This is a genomic window from Reichenbachiella agariperforans (assembly GCF_900142205.1).
Classification (GTDB): domain Bacteria; phylum Bacteroidota; class Bacteroidia; order Cytophagales; family Cyclobacteriaceae; genus Reichenbachiella; species Reichenbachiella agariperforans.
In genome coordinates this window covers 23,387-44,177 of record NZ_FRAA01000004.1, presented here as the reverse complement: position 1 = coordinate 44,177, position 20,791 = coordinate 23,387, and the positions used below count along the sequence as shown (strand labels likewise).

General features: G+C 44.1%; 12 protein-coding genes. 9 read left to right on the top strand and 3 right to left on the bottom strand.

Annotated features, from left to right (window positions below; genetic code table 11):
- Window positions 1–68: 68 nt before the first annotated feature.
- From BUB99_RS11420 to thrC, 6 genes are all read left to right on the top strand, one after another.
- Entirely contained in the window at window positions 69–1,403 is a 1,335-nt protein-coding gene (locus BUB99_RS11420; protein ID WP_073122621.1) for a pyridoxal phosphate-dependent aminotransferase, read from the top strand.
- A 3-nt stretch (window positions 1,404–1,406) separates the two neighbouring features.
- Complete coding sequence (gene ilvA / locus BUB99_RS11415; RefSeq protein ID WP_073122619.1) at window positions 1,407–2,672, top strand: threonine ammonia-lyase IlvA; 1,266 nt, start codon at window positions 1,407–1,409, stop codon at window positions 2,670–2,672.
- A 212-nt stretch (window positions 2,673–2,884) separates the two neighbouring features.
- Window positions 2,885–3,253, top strand: coding sequence for a four helix bundle protein (locus BUB99_RS11410; RefSeq protein ID WP_073122617.1), 369 nt, complete (start codon window positions 2,885–2,887; stop codon window positions 3,251–3,253).
- 490 nt (window positions 3,254–3,743) lie between these two features.
- The gene (gene thrA / locus BUB99_RS11405; RefSeq protein ID WP_073122616.1) at window positions 3,744–6,188 is read left to right on the top strand and encodes a bifunctional aspartate kinase/homoserine dehydrogenase I; all 2,445 of its coding nucleotides are present in this window, start codon (window positions 3,744–3,746) and stop codon (window positions 6,186–6,188) included.
- 18 nt (window positions 6,189–6,206) lie between these two features.
- Entirely contained in the window at window positions 6,207–7,130 is a 924-nt protein-coding gene (locus tag BUB99_RS11400) for a homoserine kinase (protein ID WP_073122614.1), read from the top strand.
- A gap of 33 nt (window positions 7,131–7,163) precedes the next feature.
- Window positions 7,164–8,459, top strand: coding sequence for a threonine synthase (gene thrC / locus BUB99_RS11395; protein WP_073122612.1), 1,296 nt, complete (start codon window positions 7,164–7,166; stop codon window positions 8,457–8,459).
- Window positions 8,460–9,591: 1,132 nt separating this feature from the next.
- Here the strand turns inward: thrC and BUB99_RS11390 are convergent.
- Window positions 9,592–11,172, bottom strand: a complete 1,581-nt coding sequence (locus BUB99_RS11390) for an AAA family ATPase (protein ID WP_073122610.1) — start codon at window positions 11,170–11,172, stop codon at window positions 9,592–9,594.
- A 723-nt stretch (window positions 11,173–11,895) separates the two neighbouring features.
- Here BUB99_RS11390 and BUB99_RS11385 point away from each other — a divergent pair.
- Window positions 11,896–12,480: a hypothetical protein gene (locus BUB99_RS11385; protein ID WP_139280987.1), complete on the top strand. Its 585-nt coding sequence runs from the start codon at window positions 11,896–11,898 to the stop codon at window positions 12,478–12,480.
- A 59-nt stretch (window positions 12,481–12,539) separates the two neighbouring features.
- Window positions 12,540–13,778, top strand: coding sequence for a DEAD/DEAH box helicase (locus tag BUB99_RS11380; protein ID WP_073122607.1), 1,239 nt, complete (start codon window positions 12,540–12,542; stop codon window positions 13,776–13,778).
- A 1-nt stretch (window position 13,779) separates the two neighbouring features.
- On the opposite strand, the gene BUB99_RS11375 is transcribed toward BUB99_RS11380, so the two are convergent.
- Both BUB99_RS11375 and BUB99_RS11370 read right to left on the bottom strand, forming a co-directional pair.
- Window positions 13,780–17,076, bottom strand: a complete 3,297-nt coding sequence (locus BUB99_RS11375; protein ID WP_170863786.1) for a ligand-binding sensor domain-containing protein — start codon at window positions 17,074–17,076, stop codon at window positions 13,780–13,782.
- A gap of 369 nt (window positions 17,077–17,445) precedes the next feature.
- The gene (locus BUB99_RS11370) at window positions 17,446–19,680 is read right to left on the bottom strand and encodes a TonB-dependent receptor (protein WP_084190516.1); all 2,235 of its coding nucleotides are present in this window, start codon (window positions 19,678–19,680) and stop codon (window positions 17,446–17,448) included.
- 230 nt (window positions 19,681–19,910) lie between these two features.
- Between BUB99_RS11370 and BUB99_RS11365 the strand changes: the two genes are divergently transcribed.
- A complete protein-coding gene (locus BUB99_RS11365; protein WP_139280986.1) occupies window positions 19,911–20,786 on the top strand; it encodes a PstS family phosphate ABC transporter substrate-binding protein in 876 nt (291 codons plus the stop codon).
- Window positions 20,787–20,791 lie beyond the last annotated feature (5 nt).

Genomic DNA, 20,791 nt, shown 5'->3' with positions numbered 1-20,791 from the left:
ATATTAGCACCTAGGCTCTTGGCGTCAAAGTCTTGAATCTAGGTGCTAAGAATCTAACATCTAATACAATGAGACAAGTACTACTTCATGAGGGTTCGAGACAGCTTGACTATGAGATCAGAGATATCGTCAAGAAAGCAGAGGCTTTGCAAGCACTCGGACAAAAAATCTATTGGGAAAACATCGGAGACCCTATCCTCAAGCATGCGGTAGTACCCGCCTGGATCAAAGAAATCTTGACCACTCTGGTCAATGAAAATTCGACCTACGGTTACTGCCACTCCAAAGGAGAACTCGAAACACGCAAATACGTCGCGGGTAAAAACAACGAAAAAGGCGGTGCACAAATCACTGCAGACGATGTCTTGTTTTTCAACGGGCTGGGAGATGCGATAGGCAAGCTCTACCAGTTTTTGAATCCCTACTCGCGTGTGATAGGTCCCTCGCCAGCTTACTCGACACACTCTGCATTGGAGGCGGCACACTCCAACAAGGAACCACTGACCTACAACCTTGATCCCGAGAACAACTGGTATCCAGATTTGGCAGATCTCCGATTGAAGGTCAAATACAACCCCAACATCGTAGGGATATTGATTATCAATCCAGACAACCCAACTGGGATGGTCTATCCCGTGGAGATTTTAGAGGAGATCGTGGAGATTGCTCGGGAGTTTAACTTGTTTTTGGTGAGTGACGAAATCTATACCAACATCATCTACAATGGTGTAGAGACCAAATCTCTCGCCGAAGTACTCGGTGATGTACCTGGGATTGCCATGAAGGGGATATCCAAAGATACTCCATGGCCAGGGTCTCGGTGTGGTTGGATGGAATTCTACAACCGCAAGGTGGATGAGCAGTTCGATCAGTACTGTTCGACGCTGGAAAATGCCAAGATGGTAGAGGTATGTTCGACGACTTTGCCACAAAAGGCATTGCCTATCATCCAAGAACACCCGAAGTTCAAGGAGTATCTGCGTGAACGTAGAAAAGAAATTGAGGAGCGAAGTGAGATCATTTCACAGTATCTCCATGAGATTCCTTACATCACTTTCAACAAGACCAATGGGGCGTTTTACAACACCATTGTATTCAAAGACGGATCTATCAATGACAAGCAATTTTTGAAGATCGAGGACGAGCAAATCCAAGCCTTAGCGGAAGACTGGGTGGAGAAAATTGGAGAGCCAGACAAGCGCTTCGTCTATTACTTGCTAGCTGCCAAAGGTGTGTGTGTAGTGCCTTTGTCTTCGTTTCAGTCCGAACTGAGAGGATTTAGAATCACGCTACTCGAAGAGAACCAAGAGGTGTTGAAGCAGACCTTTAGCAAAATCGCTGAAGCAATCTATGAGTTCTGTACCTCAGATGTCGACGAATCAGTAGAGGCAACACTGTCCTAAGCTATGGAGTCGGCTGTCAAATCCAATAAACCTACACTGGTAGGTGTGATGAAAGCGAGTAAGGGGCTGGAAGGCGTGGCGGTGCATACTCCGCTCATGCCCAATCTCAACTACTCCGAGCGCTACGATGCGGAGGTGGAGTTCAAGCGTGAAGACCTACAGGTCGTACGTTCGTACAAGCTCCGTGGAGCCTACAACAAAGTCGCAAGCCTCAGCAAAGCCCAACAAGACAATGGAATCGTCTGTGCCAGTGCTGGAAACCATGCTCAGGGCGTAGCATATTCCTGTCAGAAGCTAGGTATACACGGCACGATATTCATGCCGAGTGTCACACCCAAGCAGAAGATCCGGCAGGTTAAGATGTTTGGCAAGGACAAGGTAGAAGTCGTACTGACAGGCGACACCTTCGATGACGCTTATAAGCAGGCACAGCGCTATGGCGAAGAAAACCAATCGACGTTTGTACATCCGTTTGACGATCAGAAAATCATCGAAGGACAAGGAACAGTAGGACTAGAGATTGCCAATGATACTGGTGCGCCCATCGACTATTTGTTTGTACCGATCGGGGGTGGAGGTCTGGCCTCTGGCATCATCACGGTGTTCAAAGAACTGTCGCCAGCGACCAAAATCATCGGGGTAGAACCTGCTGGAGCACCGGCCATGCGCGACTCCATCGCTGCAGGGGAGAATGTGACCCTCGACGAGATCGACACTTTCGTAGATGGTGCGGCAGTGCGGGCCGTGGGGACTCAGACTTTGGAGATTTGCCAAGACGGGCTGGAGGAGATTATTCTCGTGCCAGAGGGCAAGATCTGTACGACGATTCTACAGTTGTACAACGAGGAAGCCATCGTGGTAGAACCTGCAGGCGCCTTGACGCTGACCGCTCTGGACTTCTACAAGGAGCAAATCAAAGGCAAGCATGTCGTCTGCGTGATCAGCGGTAGCAACAACGATATCACCCGTACCGAAGAAATCAAGGAACGTTCGTTGCTCTACGAGGGGTTCAAGCATTATTTCATCTTGCGATTTCCACAACGAGCGGGGGCACTCAAGGAGTTCGTCTCGGAGATACTATCACCAGGGGATGATATCGTGCACTTCGAATATTCGAAAAAGCACAGCCGCGAAAAGGGACCCGCTTTGATCGGAATCGAGTTGCAAAACAAAGACAACCTACAGGGGCTGCTGGACCGCATGACTGCCAAGAATTTTGTCTACGAGTATCTCAACGACAAGCCGGACTTGTTGCAGTATTTGGTGTAGTGAAGAAAGCTCAGAACATAGCGCTGTGGGTCGTGCTTTTGTTTTTGCTGAATCTGCGAAGGGTATGGCTGGATAGAGGTAAAAGTTGGTAGACGATCAATAGATTGAATGAAATATATACGAACTTCGGAATTCAACATTCCTTGTTTGATATTTTGAACATCGAATAAAGAATGACGAATATTGAAGTGAGTGACTAGAACCAACCAAGTATGAAGTACAATTATGATTTAGAAGAAAGACTAATTGAATTTTCAGTCTCGATCATTGATGTTGTGGACAAAATGCCTAGTTCAAAAGCAGGAAATCATTTGGCTGGGCAATTGGTTCGGTCTGGGACTTCAGTAGCATTGAATTATGGAGAGGCTCAGGCAGGGGAATCCAGACGGGATTTTATTCATAAACTGAAAGTAGTATTGAAAGAATTGAGAGAGTCTTATATCAATCTTCAAATTATTAAGCGAGCCAAATTGTTTGACCACATGGAATTGATCGAAAAGATTTTGGATGAGAATAATCAGTTGATTTCAATCTTTGTAAAAAGTGTAGTCACTGCAGAAGGAAATCAGAAGAAGGTGTAAGCGATAACTTCGCTATTCACTATTCAACATTCCTTGTTCGATATTTTGAACATCGAATAAAGAACAAGGAATGACGAATATTGAAGTGATTCTACTCTTCATAGCGTTGAAGTGTAGTGACTGCAGAAGTGAAATCAGAAGAAGGGATAAACGATAACTTCGCCATTCACTACTCAACATTCCTTGTTCGATATTGTTAATAACGAATGTCGAGTATTGAATACAGAATATTGAATTGGTCTATCGAAAGGTAGGTTGTGAAGTGATTCCACCTTCATAGCGTTGAAGTGTAGTCACTGCAGAAGGAAATCAGAAGAAGGTGTAAGCGATAACTTCGCTATTCACTATTCAACATTCCTTGTTCGATATTGTTAATAATGAATATTGAAGTGTTTGTCCCTCCATAGAGGGGCTTACATACAAGAATATAAATTGACGAGAGTCAACGTGCCTGTCGATGGCAGGCATTAAACTTTGAACTTAAAAATAAATGAAAGTATTAAAATTTGGAGGTACATCCGTAGGTACCCCAGACAACTTGAGAAAAGTAAAGGATATCCTAGCAGCAGGTCAGCCTGAGAAAACCGTTTGTGTGGTTTCGGCTCTAGGCGGAGTGACCAATCTGCTACATGCATGCAGCGATCTCGCAGCAGTGGGTGACGAGTCCTACGAAGCGTCGTTGGCACAGATCGAAGCGAGACACCTCGATACGATCAAGGAATTGATTCCGGTCAAGAGCCAATCGGTGATCTTTAGCAAGATCAGAATCCTGCTCAATGATCTCGAAGACATCATGAAGGGGATTTACCTGATTCGTGAGCTTTCGCCAAAGACCTTGGACAAGGTGCTTAGCTTTGGGGAGATACTTTCATCCAATATCATCGTGGACTTCCTCAACGCAGAAGGGTTGAAAACCGACCTTGGTGACTCACGCGTATTGATCAAAACAGACAATATCCACAACAATGCCAACGTGGATTTTGCCTCGACCAACAAGAACATCACAGACTATATTCCTACAGCGGCCAATTTGGTGGTTTGTCCAGGATTTGTGTCGTCCAATGCAGAGGGCGTGACGACTACCTTGGGTAGAGGAGGGTCTGACTATACAGCGGCTATTTTCGCGGCGGCCTTGGATGCAGATTCGTTTGAAATCTGGACTGACGTGAGCGGTATGATGACTTCTGATCCGCGTCAGGTTGCGGCGGCTCATCCGATCGAGAAACTGTCGTTTCAGGAGGCATTAGAGCTCTCGCACTTTGGGGCGAAGGTGATCTATCCACCGACGATTCAGCCCGTGTTGGACAAGAAAATTCCAATCAAAATCAAAAATACATTTGCGCCGGAGGACGCGGGGACTACCATCTGCGAAGATGCCAATGGCGACAAGCAGTTCGTCAAGGGACTATCTAGCGTCAGCGATATCGCGCTGCTCAACTTGACAGGCAGTGGCATGGTCGGTGTGCCGAAGTTCTCCTTCAGATTGTTCAAAGCACTGTCAGAAGCCAAAGTTAATGTCATCATCATCACGCAGGCTTCTTCGGAGCACTCGATCTGTGTGGGCATAGACAAGAAAGACATCGAGATATCCCAAGCAGCCATTGCGGAGGAGTTTCAGCTCGAACTGAGCCTGCGTAAAATCGACCCGCTAGAGGTCGAGACAGGCATGGCCATCGTGGCACTCGTCGGTGACAAGATGCGTGAGCACGTCGGGATCGGTGGGCAGATGTTTTCTGCACTGGGCGAAAACGGGATCAGTATCAAAGCCATCGCGCAGGGATCATCCGAAAGAAATATCACCGTGGTGCTCGAAGAGAAGCACCTCAGTAAGGCACTCAACGTATTGCATGAGAGCTTTTTCCTATCTCAGCGCAAGCGCATGAACTTGTTCATGATCGGGATCGGCAATGTCGGCGGTACCTTCATCGAGCAAATCAAGAAGCAGTACAACTATTTGGATGAGTTCGAAAATGTTGACCTACGCATCGTGGGGATTGCCAACAGCCGTCAGATGCTCTTCGATATAGACGGGATCGATCTCGCCGATTGGAAAGGGCAACTGGAGTCCAAAGGAGAGAAAATGGCTCCACAGGTATTCGTAGACAAGATGGTCGAGTCGAACCTGCGCAACAGTATCTTCGTGGACAATACCGCCAATGCAGAGATTGCAGGACTCTACGAAGGGATCTTGCGCAAGAGTATCTCGGTCGTCACGCCCAACAAGATCGCTTGTGCATCCGACTATGATACCTACGTCAACCTCAAAAGCACCGCCAGAGAATACCAGGCCAAGTTCTACTACGAGACCAACGTCGGTGCAGGGCTACCTGTCTTGACGACCCTAGGGGATTTGATCAAGAGCGGGGACAAAATCCAAAAGATACAAGCCGTCCTTTCGGGTAGTTTGAACTTCATCTTCAACTCCTTCAAACCAGGGGTGAAATTCGTGGATGTGGTCAAGCAAGCGGGGGTAGAAGGCTACACCGAGCCCGATCCGAAAATCGACCTCAGTGGGGTAGACGTGATGCGCAAGATTTTGATTTTGATCCGCGAGAGTGGGTTGAAATTCGAACTGGACGATATCGTCAGCGAATCCTTCATCCCAGCGGCGTGTATGGATACGAAAACCAACGACGAGTTCTATGCCAGCCTAGAACAACACGACGAGGTGTTCCAGAAACTGGTGAGCGATGCAGAAGCCAAAAACTGCCGCCTCAAGGTCGTAGCGACCTTTGACAAGGGCAAAGCATCTGTGGGCTTGCAGGAGATTCCGAAAGACCACCCGTTCTATATCTTGGAAGGAAAAGACAACATCGTACTCTTCTATACCAACCGATACCAGGATCAGCCTTTGGTGATAAAAGGCGCCGGAGCGGGTGCAGAAGTGACAGCTTCGGGTATATTTGCGGACGTAATGCGCATCGCAAATAGCTAACAAAAACCGAGTCAAGCCATGTCTAATTCAATCAAAGTTTTTTCACCCTCTACAGTCGCCAATGTAGGCTGTGGATATGACGTTTTGGGGTTCGCTCTCGATGGCATAGGCGAAGAAATGGTCGTGACCGAATTGTCAGATGACAAGATGGTCATCCTCGAAAATGACAAGTTTGATCTGCCGCTCAAGCCTGACAAAAACGTCGCATCGGTGGCCGCTCAGGCGCTACTCGATGCAGCAGGTATCAAGAAGGGCTACAGCTTCGCGTTTGACAAGCAGATCCATCCCGGTAGTGGGATGGGGACGAGTGCTTCGAGCTCGGCAGGCGCTGTGTTTGCGGTCAACGAACTGATCGGCCGTCCTTTCAATACGCATCAGCTCGTGGAGTTCGCGATGGAAGGAGAAAGAATGCTCTCAGGCAAGGCACATGCAGACAACGTCGCGCCCAACCTGCTCGGCGGTTTTACGCTCGTGCGTGCCTATGGGCCACTCGACGTGCTGCAGTTGCCCACACCGGACAACATGTACGTGGCGATCGTCCACCCACAGGTGGTGGTCAAGACCACAGATGCCAAGCGTATGCTCAAGCAGACGGTCAAGCTCGACCAAGCAGTCGCCCAATGGGGCAATGTCGGTGGGCTCGTGTCGGGACTGTACGAATCGGACTTTGGGCTGATTGGTCGCTCGATGGAGGACCATATCGTCGAGCCGGTGCGCAAGCTGCTGATTCCGCTCTATGACGAAGTGAAGGCCAAAGCGCTCGAAGAGGGTGCCATCGGATGCAGCATCGCTGGGTCAGGCCCTTCGATATTCGCATTTGCCGAGGGCAAAGCAACCGCAGAAAAAATCAAGGCCAGCATGCAAGCCATCTACGACGAAGTAGGCATACTGGCTTATACTTACTTATCCAAAATCGGCACAGAAGGCGTGAGAGTTCTTTAAGTCACAATACTCCATACACAAGAGAAGAATACCATGAGATATTACAGCACGAACAGACAAGTCCCAGAGGTGAGTTATGAGGACGCGATTTTCAACGGGTTGCCGGATGACAATGGCCTGTACATGCCCGACCATATCCCGAAGCTATCGGCAGAGTTTTTCGAGAATATCGGGGACATGAAACTGCACGATATCGCCTACGAGGTGGCGAGTCAGTTCATCGGGGAGGAGATCCCCGAGGCAGACCTGAGACGGATCGTCGAGGAGACTTTGAGCTTTGAGTTGCCTGTGGTAGAGGTGGAGGACAAGGTCTATTCGCTGGAGCTGTACCACGGCCCTACCTGTGCGTTCAAGGACGTGGGGGCGAGGTTTTTGGCGAGATGCCTGAGCTACTTCTCTGCCAAGAGCGACAAGAAATCTACCATACTCGTGGCGACCTCTGGCGATACAGGGGCAGCCGTAGGGAGTGGGTTCTTTGGGGTGGAAAACATCGATGTGATCATCCTTTACCCGAAAGGGAAGATCTCCAAAATACAGGAGCAACAGCTCACGACTTTTGGGCAAAACATCCAAGCACTCGAAGTGCGTGGGACTTTTGACGACTGTCAAAAAATGGTCAAAGACGCTTTCCTCAACAAAGAACTGAAGGAGAAATACAACCTGACCTCTGCCAACTCGATCAATATGGCGCGCTTGATTCCTCAGTCGTTTTACTACTTCTGGACCTATGCCTTGCTCAAGGATCAGGGTGATCTGGTGGTGTCTGTGCCGAGCGGCAACTTTGGCAACCTGACAGCTGGTCTGCTGGCGCAAAAGATGGGACTGCCTGTCAAGCAATTCGTCGCATCGACCAATGTCAATGATATCGTGCCGTCGTATTTGACGACTGGTGAGTTCACACCGCGCCCGTCTACCTCGACCATCTCCAACGCCATGGATGTCGGCAACCCGAGCAACTTCTACCGTATGAAAGAGGTCTTCGGTTCGTCATGGGAGGCGATGAAAGAAGGCGTGAAAGGCTATGCCTACGACGACAAACAAACCGCTGAGACTGTGAAGCAGGTCTATCAAGCGACCGATTATCTACTCGACCCACATGGCGCAGTAGGCTACCTCGGTCTCAAAGAATACATGAAGGATCACAAGGGGAGTGTAGGGGTCTTCTTGGAGACGGCGCATCCCGCCAAGTTTGGCGATGTGGTCGAACCTATCATCCAGCAGCCTGTAGAGATGCCTGAGCGCCTAGCGGAGTTTGCCAAGCGTACCAAAGTCGCCACCGAGATCGATGCTACCCAAGAGGAATTGATCAAGATCTTAGAAAAAGCCTAACAAAACCCCTCCATGCCTGCCATGGAGGGGTATATGTCTCCCGGGAAGGGTCAGAAACCTCCCGGGACGCCCTCTAGGTCTCCCGGGAAAGGGTGAAAGTCATCCGGGACGACCCCTAACCGTTCCGGGGAATATAAAAGCCCTACATGACGAAATAAAATTTGTCAGGAGTGGTTTTTGTGTGTTTTTTTTGAAATATTATATTGTTTTATAGGTAAGCAAGTTGCCTATTTTCCCGATGACGTGACCAGGAACAAATAGAAGTCTCGGAACCAATGGACTCGCATCCCTATGACACTACAAAATCGATGAATTAAGCCCTTTAGATCATCGGTTTGTTCGAGAAGTGAAAAAAATCTTCTTGATTTTGGACATTGAGCTCCTTTGGTACCACCTCCCAATCAGCCCTCGCTGTTTCAAGTGTTCCGTTAGGATCACTTGAAACTTACTGATAAAACGCAAGTCTTCAGACTTGTTGATCTATAAAAAATGAACTTCCACCAAGCCTTTTCTTCTGCATACTGCCGTCGGGTAAAAAACATCTATCCATTCTACGACTGCAAATGTGATGAAATAAATCCCCTGATGAACGCATGGTTATGGCTGGGTATTGAGCCAATGAAGATAGGACTAAGCAAGTCTGGAGACTTGCCCTGTATATATGCTTTTAAGTCTCGCTTTGCGCTAAGACTTAAAAGAGCGGGGGGGGTGATTGCCATGAGGCTATCCTATCACTCAAGTTGATACTTTTTAGACCTGACAGGTTTTCAAAACCTGTCAGGTCTTTTTTATGAATGGAACGGCTCACCGCTCCCCGTCATTACCCAACAAGGACGAGGTACGAGGACACAGATTGGGTAATCCCCCACTAATCGCAGAAATGCTAATTGGCTCACATCAGTTCTCACCGATGGAGATAGCCCGATCTCACGTCGGGCTATGACGTAGAAGGGGCTGGCTGACTCAAAAACGCATGGTTATGGCTGGGTATTGAGCCAATGAAGATCGCCAATTAGGACTAAGCAAGTCTGGAGACTTGTCCTGTATATATGCTTTCAGGTCTCGCTTTGCGCTAAGGCTTAAAAGAGCGGGGGCATTTGACCGTCAGCCGTCTACTCGATTATCAGTTTTTTTAATCACTTTGTGCAGAGAAAAACTTTACCGTATCGATTAAAAATTTGGTTAATTCTGTTTCCAGTTTCGAATATTCTGGTGTCTCTATGAAGGACTGCCAGCATAAATTTAGTGCCTGATCTTCATTAGCTGCTAATCCTTGACTAACCATTTCCTGAAATAAAGCATGATGATCAGAATAGTTTAATGCAGTTGTTAGTTGAGCATTAGGGTTACTATTTAGATATGATTTAATCAGGAACTTTTCAGGAGCAGTATATGGATAAAGGAAGAAGGTGTGTTCGGTAGGATGCTGGTGGTAATGGGAATATTTAGGATCATTCTTATAGTCTCCGTCAAAAACACAACAATAACCTATCTTCAGTCTCATTTGAGGATAATTTTTCTTGTGTCTTTCATAATCTCCTTTAACTTCATTTATAGCACCAGAAACTATAATATTGACTAACCTGTCAAAGTGTTTTCTGGTCTGATTCACCTTGATCAAAATATTTTGAATTATGAATTTGGCCTCTTGATCTTCACAATAAAGTTGTAGTAAAGGGTAAGCTCTAGAGTCCATTTTTGAAAATGCTGCATTGACTGAAATCGAAGATATAGCTTCATACTTCCCATTTACTCCTATGTCGATGAATTTTCTAGACACCTGTGGAAAGGAAGAAATTAATGATGGCGAATGAGTTGTAAGGATGAACTGCTTTTTGTGATGCCAAGAGACATATTGTATAATGTCTGCTAATCTACGTTGCACATTAGGATGAATTGCTGCCTCTAGCTCGTCAATCAGTATTAAAGAATCGTTGGGAGCTTCGAAGATATCAACAAGAATATTTAGTAAAGATTCTTCTCCTGAAGCAGCATTGTAACTAGAGTATGGTTCATTAAGTGCTGCTACATTTGGAGTAATTAAGTAAGCCAGCTTATTTATATGAGAACCAATTTTGTGGATTTGTACAGGATTAGGAATCTCAAAAACATAATTAAAAGCTTGTTCAATATCTTCATGAACCCGTTCTTGAGGATATCGAGCTATCTTTCTAATTAGACTGTTAGAAAAATTTCTTGCAGGTAGTAAACGGTCTAAATCTATCAGCCGAACCTGTTTATCTCTAATTTGAGCATTAATTCTATTTAAATCCTTACTTGCCTTACCTAATCCAGTCCAAGATTGTTTACCAATTGCACGCTTACCTTCTCCTTGCCTGGGATCTATTCCGACCCTCCAAAAGAGTTCATATGAATAGCTTCTTACGGCAGATTCATAGGACGTGAAATTCAGAACGTCCCGCCATGTGTGTCTTCTGAAAACTGTATCCGGTTTAGTGGAATCGTACTTCATAAAGTTTTCATGACTACAAGCGATGAGTAATAAAATACTAGTTTTTCCTATTTTATTCGTGCCAGAAATTACCGTAACTGCATGATCCATTGAAAACTCAAGCTCATCAATGTGCCTGAAATTGTTGATCTTAACTTTGTTTAGAAAATATCGATAGCTGTTCTGATTTCCAGAAAATGTAGAAGGATCATACTTTAGCAAGTTGTTCTTAGCAGCCTTTATGTTTTGGAGATTTAGCATAGAATGTTTCTGAGTATTGCTGATAACACTTATGTAAAGTACACAGTGCACTATAATGCGCACTGCATCAAATGTATAATAAACCCGTTTGCACGTGTTTATATACGGTTAAAAAAATGTTTTCTCTTCTCGAATGATGCTGCGGGAAGCCGACTGCTGATCGGCTTGGTAAAGCCAAACTAGTATTTCCTGTCGATATATCCCAAGGCTACAGGCAAATCCCTTGGTATATCACAATACGCTATGAGATGGGTGCTATATTTTGGGTTGGGAGGGGGGTGAGACCTGACCTGTCCAACCTAAGCTTAGTTCGGCTCCCATGTTGCCTTACCTCAGGGTCGAGGTAAGCTTAGTTCCACCCTGTTGTAAGCTTAGGTTCACCCTGTTGTAAGCTTAGGTTGGGGCTCGGGTAAGCTTAGCTTCAGCTACCGATGGGTTTACGAATTTTTACTCAATGTCAGACATAGAGTCGATTGAACATCAAGTTGATTATATAGCGGCCAATGCTCGGTGTTGGAAGAAAGAAGATGGCCTAGATTTCAAATACGCAATTGGTAGTAGTTTGCTAATTAGAATCTTCGGAGTGGCTAGTGATTTGTATTCATAATTCTCTGTTAGAATATTGTCTAGGGGTGACAATATTTTCATAATTCAATGGATAGCATCAGGGAAAGAAAATATTGCATTAATTTTGGGGGATTACTGTATAATAAACCCCTAGATATGATTCGAAATATTGCTGCCCTATGTATGTTAATGTTGTTCACTTGCCACTTTGCAGTCGGTCAAGAAACGATTGATGATCAGTTTCAAAAATTCTATGAAAACAACACCTCTTCGTGGCAGGAGTATAAGCTGGTAAAGACACCTAAATTACAAGAGTTTTGGAAGATAGCAAGTGATACAGTTCGGGTGAAAAATGAAGAAATTGCTTCACTAAAATCAGAGATCACATCTCTAAATGGCCAAATCTCTTCGTTAACAGCTAAACTATCTACGATAGAAGGAGAGTTAACATTGAGTGAGACACTCAATGAGAGTATTACCTTCATCGGGATCGAAATGAACAAGGCTTCATACAATGTCATCGTATGGTTGATCATTTTTATTCTGGCTGTCGCTGTAGGTGTGTGCTATTATATGTACACGAGAAGTAACCGAGTAACGACTCTTTCACGAGCGTCTTTGGATGCGCTAGACGAAGAGTTTAAGGAGCATAAAGATAATGCTAGAGAGATACAGGTTAAGCTAAAACGAGAACTTCAAACTGCACTGAATACGATTCACGAGAACCGCCTCAATCACTAATTATACTTATTGGGCAGGATTTAATCCTTAGCTTTGCATCAGCTATTAAGATATGCAAAATGAAGTTCGAGGATTATAATATTGCCGATGAAATAAAGTCGAATTTGACCAAAATGGGTCTACTTCGACCAACCGATATCCAGTTCAAGTCCATCCCCGCTATACTAAAAGGGGAGGATGTTTTGGCCATTGCTCAAACGGGCACTGGAAAAACGGCTGCATTTGCTATCCCTGTAATCGAACGCATACAAAGGTCCCGCAATGCCAAGCGAGAAGATGGTATACGGTGCGTGGTAATGGTGCCTACTCGTGAGTTGGCCATTCAGATTTCTCAAGCCTTTGAGCGTATCGCCAAAGGGACCAAGGTTAAAATTTTCGGGTTGTATGGTGGAGTAGATCAGGATGCCCAGATACAGAAGTTGTCGAAGCAAGTCGATGTATTGGTGTCCACACCGGGGCGAATGTTTGATTTGGCGAGTCAGGGCTATATCCATTTTAATCGCGTAGAGCAACTCATCTTAGACGAGGCGGATCACATGTTGGCATTGGGGTTCATCAAGGATATTCAGGATCTTATCAAAATGCTACCAAAGAAGCGACAAACACTTTTCTTTTCTGCTACGATAGATGAGAAGATCAAAAAGGTAGCTTATTCTCTGGTCAATAAGCCCATTAGAATTCAAATCTCACCAAAAGACCCTGTGTCTAAGAATGTAGAGCATTTTGTAGCGTTTGTAGAAATGGATGACAAGCGTTTTTTCCTCGAAAGGGTAGTGGATGAAAACCCTGATAAAAAGATACTAGTATTCGTCAGGACTAAGGTGAGAGCTGAACGTGTGCTAGCGGCTATGCAGCGGGTGGATATCAAAGCGGACACTATACACAGTGGCAAGGAACAGAGCCAAAGAAATACAGTGATGTCTGATTTTAGGTCTGGGAAGAACAATCTTTTGATTGCTACTGACGTGACTGCAAGGGGTATTGATATACCCAATGTTGACTATGTGGTCAATTATGATCTACCAGAGGATCCTGAGTTTTATGTCCACCGTGTAGGTAGAACAGGGCGTGGCAAGAACAAGGGACAGGCCATGTCGTTTTGTAGTACTGAAGAAAAAGAACTCCTCAAAGAAATTGAAACGTATGTCTCGAAACCTATCCGTGTATTGGAAATCGATAAAGTAGCCTATGCCGATACGGTAGAACTGAGTGCGAGTCAGGAGAGAGACTGGAAGAGCTTGATTGTCAACGAAGAAACTCGACCAAAACCAGCCAAAAAGAAGAAAAAGAAGAAGTGAATTAGGTGAGTTCGGCCTGAATAGGAAATGTGATGATGAATTCTGTCCCATGACCGAGTTCACTTTTTACCTCAATCTCTCCGTTAAGTTTATGGACTAAGGCCTTAACGATCGAAAGCCCCAGTCCGCTGGATCCTTCGCCTGCAGTGGGCTTTGCAGAGAGCTTTTGAAACATCTCAAACATGATTTTTTGGTCTTCTGGACTAATTCCTGGTCCTTGGTCTTTGATGCTAATACAGAAGTGCTTATCGGATGATTGAAGGGATAGAAAGATGCTAGTCCCAGGCTGAGCAAACTTCATGGCATTGGTGAATATATTGTCTAATATCCGTGTGAGTACGTCCTTGTCCGACTTAATCTCTAGCTGTTGTAGATCGTTAGTGAGCACTAGCGTTTGCTCTTTCTTTGCCAAGTCATTTTGATAATTTTCTATCCACGTATTGATGAACTCATTTAGGTTGAATTCTATCGTTTTCAATTTGATATCGAACTGTTTCATCCCATTGACATAGAGCAAGTCACTGATGAGTAGATCGCCTTGATTGATAAGTCTCCTTATCAGTTGAATGTATTTCTCTTGTTCTTCGTTAGTTTCACCGGACTTTGTGACCAGATGGATCAGTCCTTTAATGTTGTTTAACGGAGCACGGAGGTCATGAGCTACTACGCCTATCATTCCGTCTTTTTGTCGATGGAGATCTTCTAAAAGATTGTTTTTGGTCAAAATATCTTGATTGTATTGGGTTAGCATTTGGGCTTGTAGTTCCAATTCTTCTTTTTGTTTGACTACTTCTGCTGTGCGGTACTTTACTTCTTCTTCGAGTGCTCTTTTCTGATTATAGATTAATTTCATCCTGAGTTGGTAGATGAAATAGATCAAGGTCAGACCTGCTAAAAGAACGTAGAGCTTGAACCACCAAGTATTATACCACGGCGGGAGAATAATGACTCTTAGTTTGGTAATGGTGTCAGACCATTGGCCTTCGCTGTCCGATGCCTTGATACTCAAAAGGTATTCTCCTGGCGTAATGTTGGTATAGGTGACGAACCTACGTTTGGCGTCTGTCTCTATCCAGTCCTGTTCGAAGTTGTATAAGCGATAGGCGTACTTAACTTGATCTGGATCTATGTAGTTGAGCGATGAAAATTCGAAACTAAAAACGGACTGTTCATCTGTTAGTTTAATCGTAGGAATATCATCTGAACTTTTTGTTGTATAGTTTTCTAGCGGAACAGTTTTGTTGAATATTTGAAAGTTGGTAATAGCAACTCTAGCGTTTTGGCGCGAGTCAATGATGCTGTCTGGGTGAAAGGAATTGTACCCATTGGTTCCACCAAAGTGCATTTTTCCGTCATGAGTCTTGATGCATGACTCTAAGTTGAATTGATTGGTTCTTAGCCCCGTACTGAAGTTTCGTATTGCTCTGGTCTCTGGGTCGAATTTACTGATTCCTCCGTTGGTACTAATCCATAGATTGCCATGGTCATCCTCGAGAATACTCGAAATATTCTCATTCGCTAAACCATCAATTGCTGCGAAATGGGAGAAGTTTTCTTTTTCAGGGTTGAATAGGTTAAGCCCACCACCTTGGGTGCCAACCCATATCCTATCTTTGGAGTCTTGAAAAATTGTATGAATCGCATTGTTAGAGATGCTTGTACTGTCGCTCTCGTCATGAAGAAATCGCTTAAACTCCCCCGTATTTCTATTCATTCTATTTAGTCCATGGCTAGTGGCTAACCAGAGTGTGTTTTCATTTTCTATAAAAATAGACCAGATGTTTTCGTTGCTAAGTGCAGACGGATCTTCGTAGTTCCACCCAAAACTGATGAACTTATCTTCGTTGCGGATATATTTATTGAGCCCACCACCAATAGTTCCTATCCATAGGTCGCCTTTCTCATCTTCTTCGATAGACCATACATTGCCATTGTTTAGTTTTCCTTGATCAGAGTAGCTGGCAAAATATTTTTTGATTTCGTTGGTTTTCGGGTCTAGTCGGTTCAATCCTTGGTTGTAGATACCCAGCCAAACGTACTCATGGGAATCAATGAATACTTCCATGACGGAGACACCACTCAAGCTATTGGGATCATTGATGTCTGCAGTGTAATGGGTATATTCGTGCGTAGCAGGGTCATATCGATCCAGTCCACTGTGATCTACAGCAATCCATAGTTTATTGTCTTGATCTTGAGCAAATGAGGTAATGTTGTTGCCTTGAATTCCTTGTTGATCGAGTGGGTTATAGGTGATGTGTTTGAACGAAGTATAGCTAGGGTGAAAATAGCTAACGCCTCCACTATAAGTGCCAATCCATATGGTGCCATTGTGATCTTCGTAGATGCACCAAGCTTCATCACTGCTAATCGATAGCCCATTGATATCATCATGTTTAAAATGTGAAAAACTATCGTCAGTAGGGTTGTAGAGGTTTAACCCGAATTGAGAACCTACCCAAAGATTATCTTTCGAATCAAAACAAAGTGATCTTATCTGTCCTTGGCTAATACCGTTCTTTTCATCTGGGGAGTAAGTATAATTAGTGATTTTCTGCGTGCTTTTTTCAAGTTTACTCAGTCCACCCTCAGCCCCTATCCAGATATTGCCATTTTTGTCTTCTGTAATGTCCCAAACACTACTATTAATCTGATCCCCATCTTGTAGTATGATCCTCTCGAAATGGTCATGAGTTGGGTTGTAACGGTTGATGTATTGCCCAACTGTACCTATCCATAGTGAGCCTTCTTGGTCTTCGTAGATGTTCATTACCCAGTCTTTTGATAGACTAGTGGAGTCTCGGGGGGAATTTTGATATCGAGTAATCTTTAGGTTGGGGAATTGATCGAGGTTTTCTATCTTATTGAGTCCACCACCAAATGTCCCTGCCCAGATGTTGCCATTTTGATCTTCCAGAAGCGACCAGACTGAATTGTTGCTGATACTATTGGTGTTTTCAGTACTGTGCATAACACGGTCGAATTGCCCTGTTTTTTTATCGAACCGGTTGATACCATAGCTAGTTGCCACCCATAGATATCCTTGCTGATCCTCTATTATATCTGTGATGAAATTGGATGAGATGGATTTGGGGTGATAATGGTCGTTGTTATAGGTAGTGATTTGGTATCCATCATATTTATTGAGTCCATCGAAGGTGCCAATCCATATGTAGCCTTCGCTGTCTTGTAGGATCGTTTTGACATTGGCATGTGAAAGCCCTTGGGATATGCCCAAATGATTGAACCAGATATTGTCGTGAGTACCATTGGCGATTGTCCGATAGTGTATGGACAAACACATAGTGACTATTGCCAATATGTACTTGATATGTTTAGGTTTGAAAATCATCTCATTGGTCTACAGTCAACTCTGTTAGGATATTAATTAGTCTAACGGTGTTGACTTTGAAATAAGATAATACGGATGGACAGTGAATCTAATTGGTTAAATGTTGTTAAAAATTGTTTTACGGGTTCTGTAATATAATAATCAAAGTATAAAAGTTCGGTTCTTATATAGGATTATTTTTTGAAAACAGCTGTCTGTTAAATTTTACTTCTATGCGTGTCAATGATGGTTAAGTAATTGTATATGAATATTTTATGAGCTACTGGTAGTGTCAGTGTTTTAGACGTTAGATAATGAGACACTCATTGGAATAAATTACTTAAACAACGCATAGCGCACTCCAGCAAAACCTCTGATCCCTTGATTGGGAGCATATACATAGGATGGGTCGAATGTTAGGTTGTTAGGGTTATCTATCGGATCATTTACATTTTCGTCAAATGGATCGTGTGCTCTGGCGATACTGTTGGCTGGAGGAGTGAAATTGAGTAGGTTTTTGATACCACCATATATCTCAAGTCCGTTGATGAATTTCTTCGTGATTTGAATGTTTTGAATACTGTACCAAGGAGAGTAAGCTGGACGGTCGTCCTCTGGGCCTAAGAGAGGTAGTCTCATCGGTCCATATAGGTTGCCAGTATAGTCTATCGAAATTAATGAAGCACCAAAAGTATAACCGATGTTCCATACACCTGAGACCTTTTCGGTCAGTAGTTGTCTTCTCTTCACGCCATCTTCTTCTATACTCACGTCTATGATGCTAGTCCCTACTAGTGCACTGAGTCCGCTATGCCATGATAGGTCGAGGTTGAGCGATACACCTTTAGATACTGCAGACCCATCTAAGTTTGCATAGCGAATTTCGTTTGGGTCAGATTCATAGTCGGGTACGATACGATTGTCAAAGTAGGTATAGAAAACACTCGCATCAATCCCAATGTAATTTTGGTGATTGGTGATAATTTTTTTGACAAAATTAAGGTTAACGTTCCAAGACTCCTCTGGTTTTAGCTCTTCTTCGAACACCACATCCCGAGCGCCTGTTAATGCCGCATGGTCTTCTGTGAACACATTTGCTACACGGTAACCATTTCCTAGACTGAGTCGCAGGATATTTTTTTTGTTGGTCGTGTTCCATTTGTAGTTGATGCGAGGAGACCAGATACCACCATGCAGAGAGTTGTAGTCGTAGCGGACTCCTAAGAGTATCTTATTTTGGTTATCGATCCTAAAGTCGTCTTGGAGGTATGCTCCTGGCAAGTGTGTGATGGATGGGCTGGTTGTTGCTACTGTATTGTCGTTGTAGTAGGTATATCGGTAGGCAGCACCCAAGAGGAACTCGTGACGCCCCACAGGTCTATGCCAAGTCAGTTGACCGAATCCAATGTTTTGCTGTGCCTGAAAGGAAAGGTCACCATAATAAGAATCTTGCTTGTGACCATTGGCACTGAATTGAAAATTGATAATTTCTTCCACAGGTAATTGGTATGTACCAAAGGTTTCCCATCGTTTAGTATAGATACTTTCGCCATAGACCGTGTCATCTCCTCGGTCTTCGGGTGTCCATTGCATTTCTCCTCCCCACCGATCTTCGTACACGTAGCGCCCCGCTAGAGAGAGCTGGCGGTTGTTTTTTCGTTTCATCGTCCATTTGTTGAATAGCGATATGCGATTTTGTAATGTTAAATCCGTGAAATTGTCCCCGTTGTTGTCAATGGGGTTTTGATAGTAGAAATAATTGATTCCTACCAGCGTGTGTGACTTGTTCCCCGTATTGAGTTTAAGTCCAATATCAGTATTGACCTCTCCCCAGCTAGTCGCAAATGCGTCCGTCGAAACGGTCGGCGTGTTTTCAGGGGTTTTGGTAATTAGATTGATCAAACCGCCAACAGCCTCAGACCCATAAAGTGTGGAGGCAGGACCTTTTACAATTTCTACTCTTTCTATCAACGACTGAGGTATTCCAGTCAGGCCATATACGGAGGACAAACCGCTAACCAAAGGCATACCATCGATGAGAACCATAGTATAGGGGCCTTCCAAACCGTTGATATGGATATCACCAGTGTTGCACACGTTGCAATTGATCTGTGGTCGCACACCGTTGATGTTTTGCATGGATTCAAAAACTGATGGAGTTGGATTGGCTTTGAAGAATTTAGGGGAGTAAACATCAATGGAAACCGCGCTCTCCATCTTGCTAATTTCGGTCATGGTACCAGAGACCACCACTTCATCCAATGCTGTCGCAGATTCTTCTAGATCAACGGTCAAAGCGCTCAGAGAGGCCTGATGTACTACCGTTACTTTTTCACTTTTGAATCCCATGATCGATACCAATATATCATAGCTACCATAACTGAGGTCTGTGAGTCTTAGGATCCCTTTTGTATTGGTTGTGCCACCTCGGTTTGTGCCTTTGATCCCTATGGAGGCAAACTCTACTGGCTGTCCCTCACTATACACCTTGATTTCTAATGTCCCTGCGGACTGTGCCCATATATAACATGGTACAAATATGAGTATCAGTAATATTAAGTAATGCTTCATGCTTCTGTTTTTAGCTTTGCAAATATATTAATTTAGACATGGCTAAAAATATAATAATGTATAATTAAAATATTAATTAGTCTGGTGAAATACCCTAAACCAAGAAGCAGGTTTAGGATGGTAATGATTTGTTCTTATTTTGATAACCTACTCATAGAATGGATTGTGATGTGGGATCGATTTTTTTGCGTCCTATTTACAATTAACAAATCATATTGATCATACAGCAAATGAGAATTATTAGGCTATTACCAGCAGTTATAATTATTCTTCAGTTTTCGTGCAGCAGCGTAACGAGGGAGAAACAAGTATTAAAAATAAAGGGGAGTGAGTCGATGCATGAGACTTTCGATGCATTGAAGCGAGATTTTGAAAAATTACAAGACACCCTATCTCTAGAGATAGAGGGGGGAGGGAGTCGTACGGGGTTGATGGCGATCAAAGATCATTCGGTGGACATAGGCTTGTCGTCTTATGCGTTTGATTTGGACTCTGTATTAGGAGCTAATCATGGTGTGAAAGAACAAATAGTCGCCTATGATGGGATCGTAATTATCAACAATGATCTCAATCCAATAGAGCAGTTGACTCGCGAACAAATCGGTGGAATCTATCGTGGTGAGATCGTAGACTGGAGTGAGCTAGGCGGAGAGCCTGGCAAGATCATGCCTGTTATGAGAGATCAAAACTCAGGAACGCAGAAGTATTTCTCAGAATTTTTTGAGTTGAGTACTATTTCGGAAGATGCAGTGATCGCATCAGAAAACAATGAAATCGTATCCAAAGTATATGAGGACAAGAGAGGAATCGGTTTTATTGGGTTTGCGTATGTAACACTCAATGTAAGAGAACTACAACTACCCTCTATCAAGGAGAAGGATACGTTTTTTATCGCGCCATCATTTAAGACGATTCGCCAGGGAGAATACCCGCTCCGTAGAGGACTTAGAATGTACTATGAGGATAAAGAGAATGCTAAAGTTACTTCCTTTTTATCCTATTTGTCCAGCGAACGAGCGCAGAACATCATAGAGGGAAATGGCTTGATCTCAAATGTGTCTGGCGAAGAACCGCTACTGACTGAAGAAGGGTTGACGATACTTTGATCTTT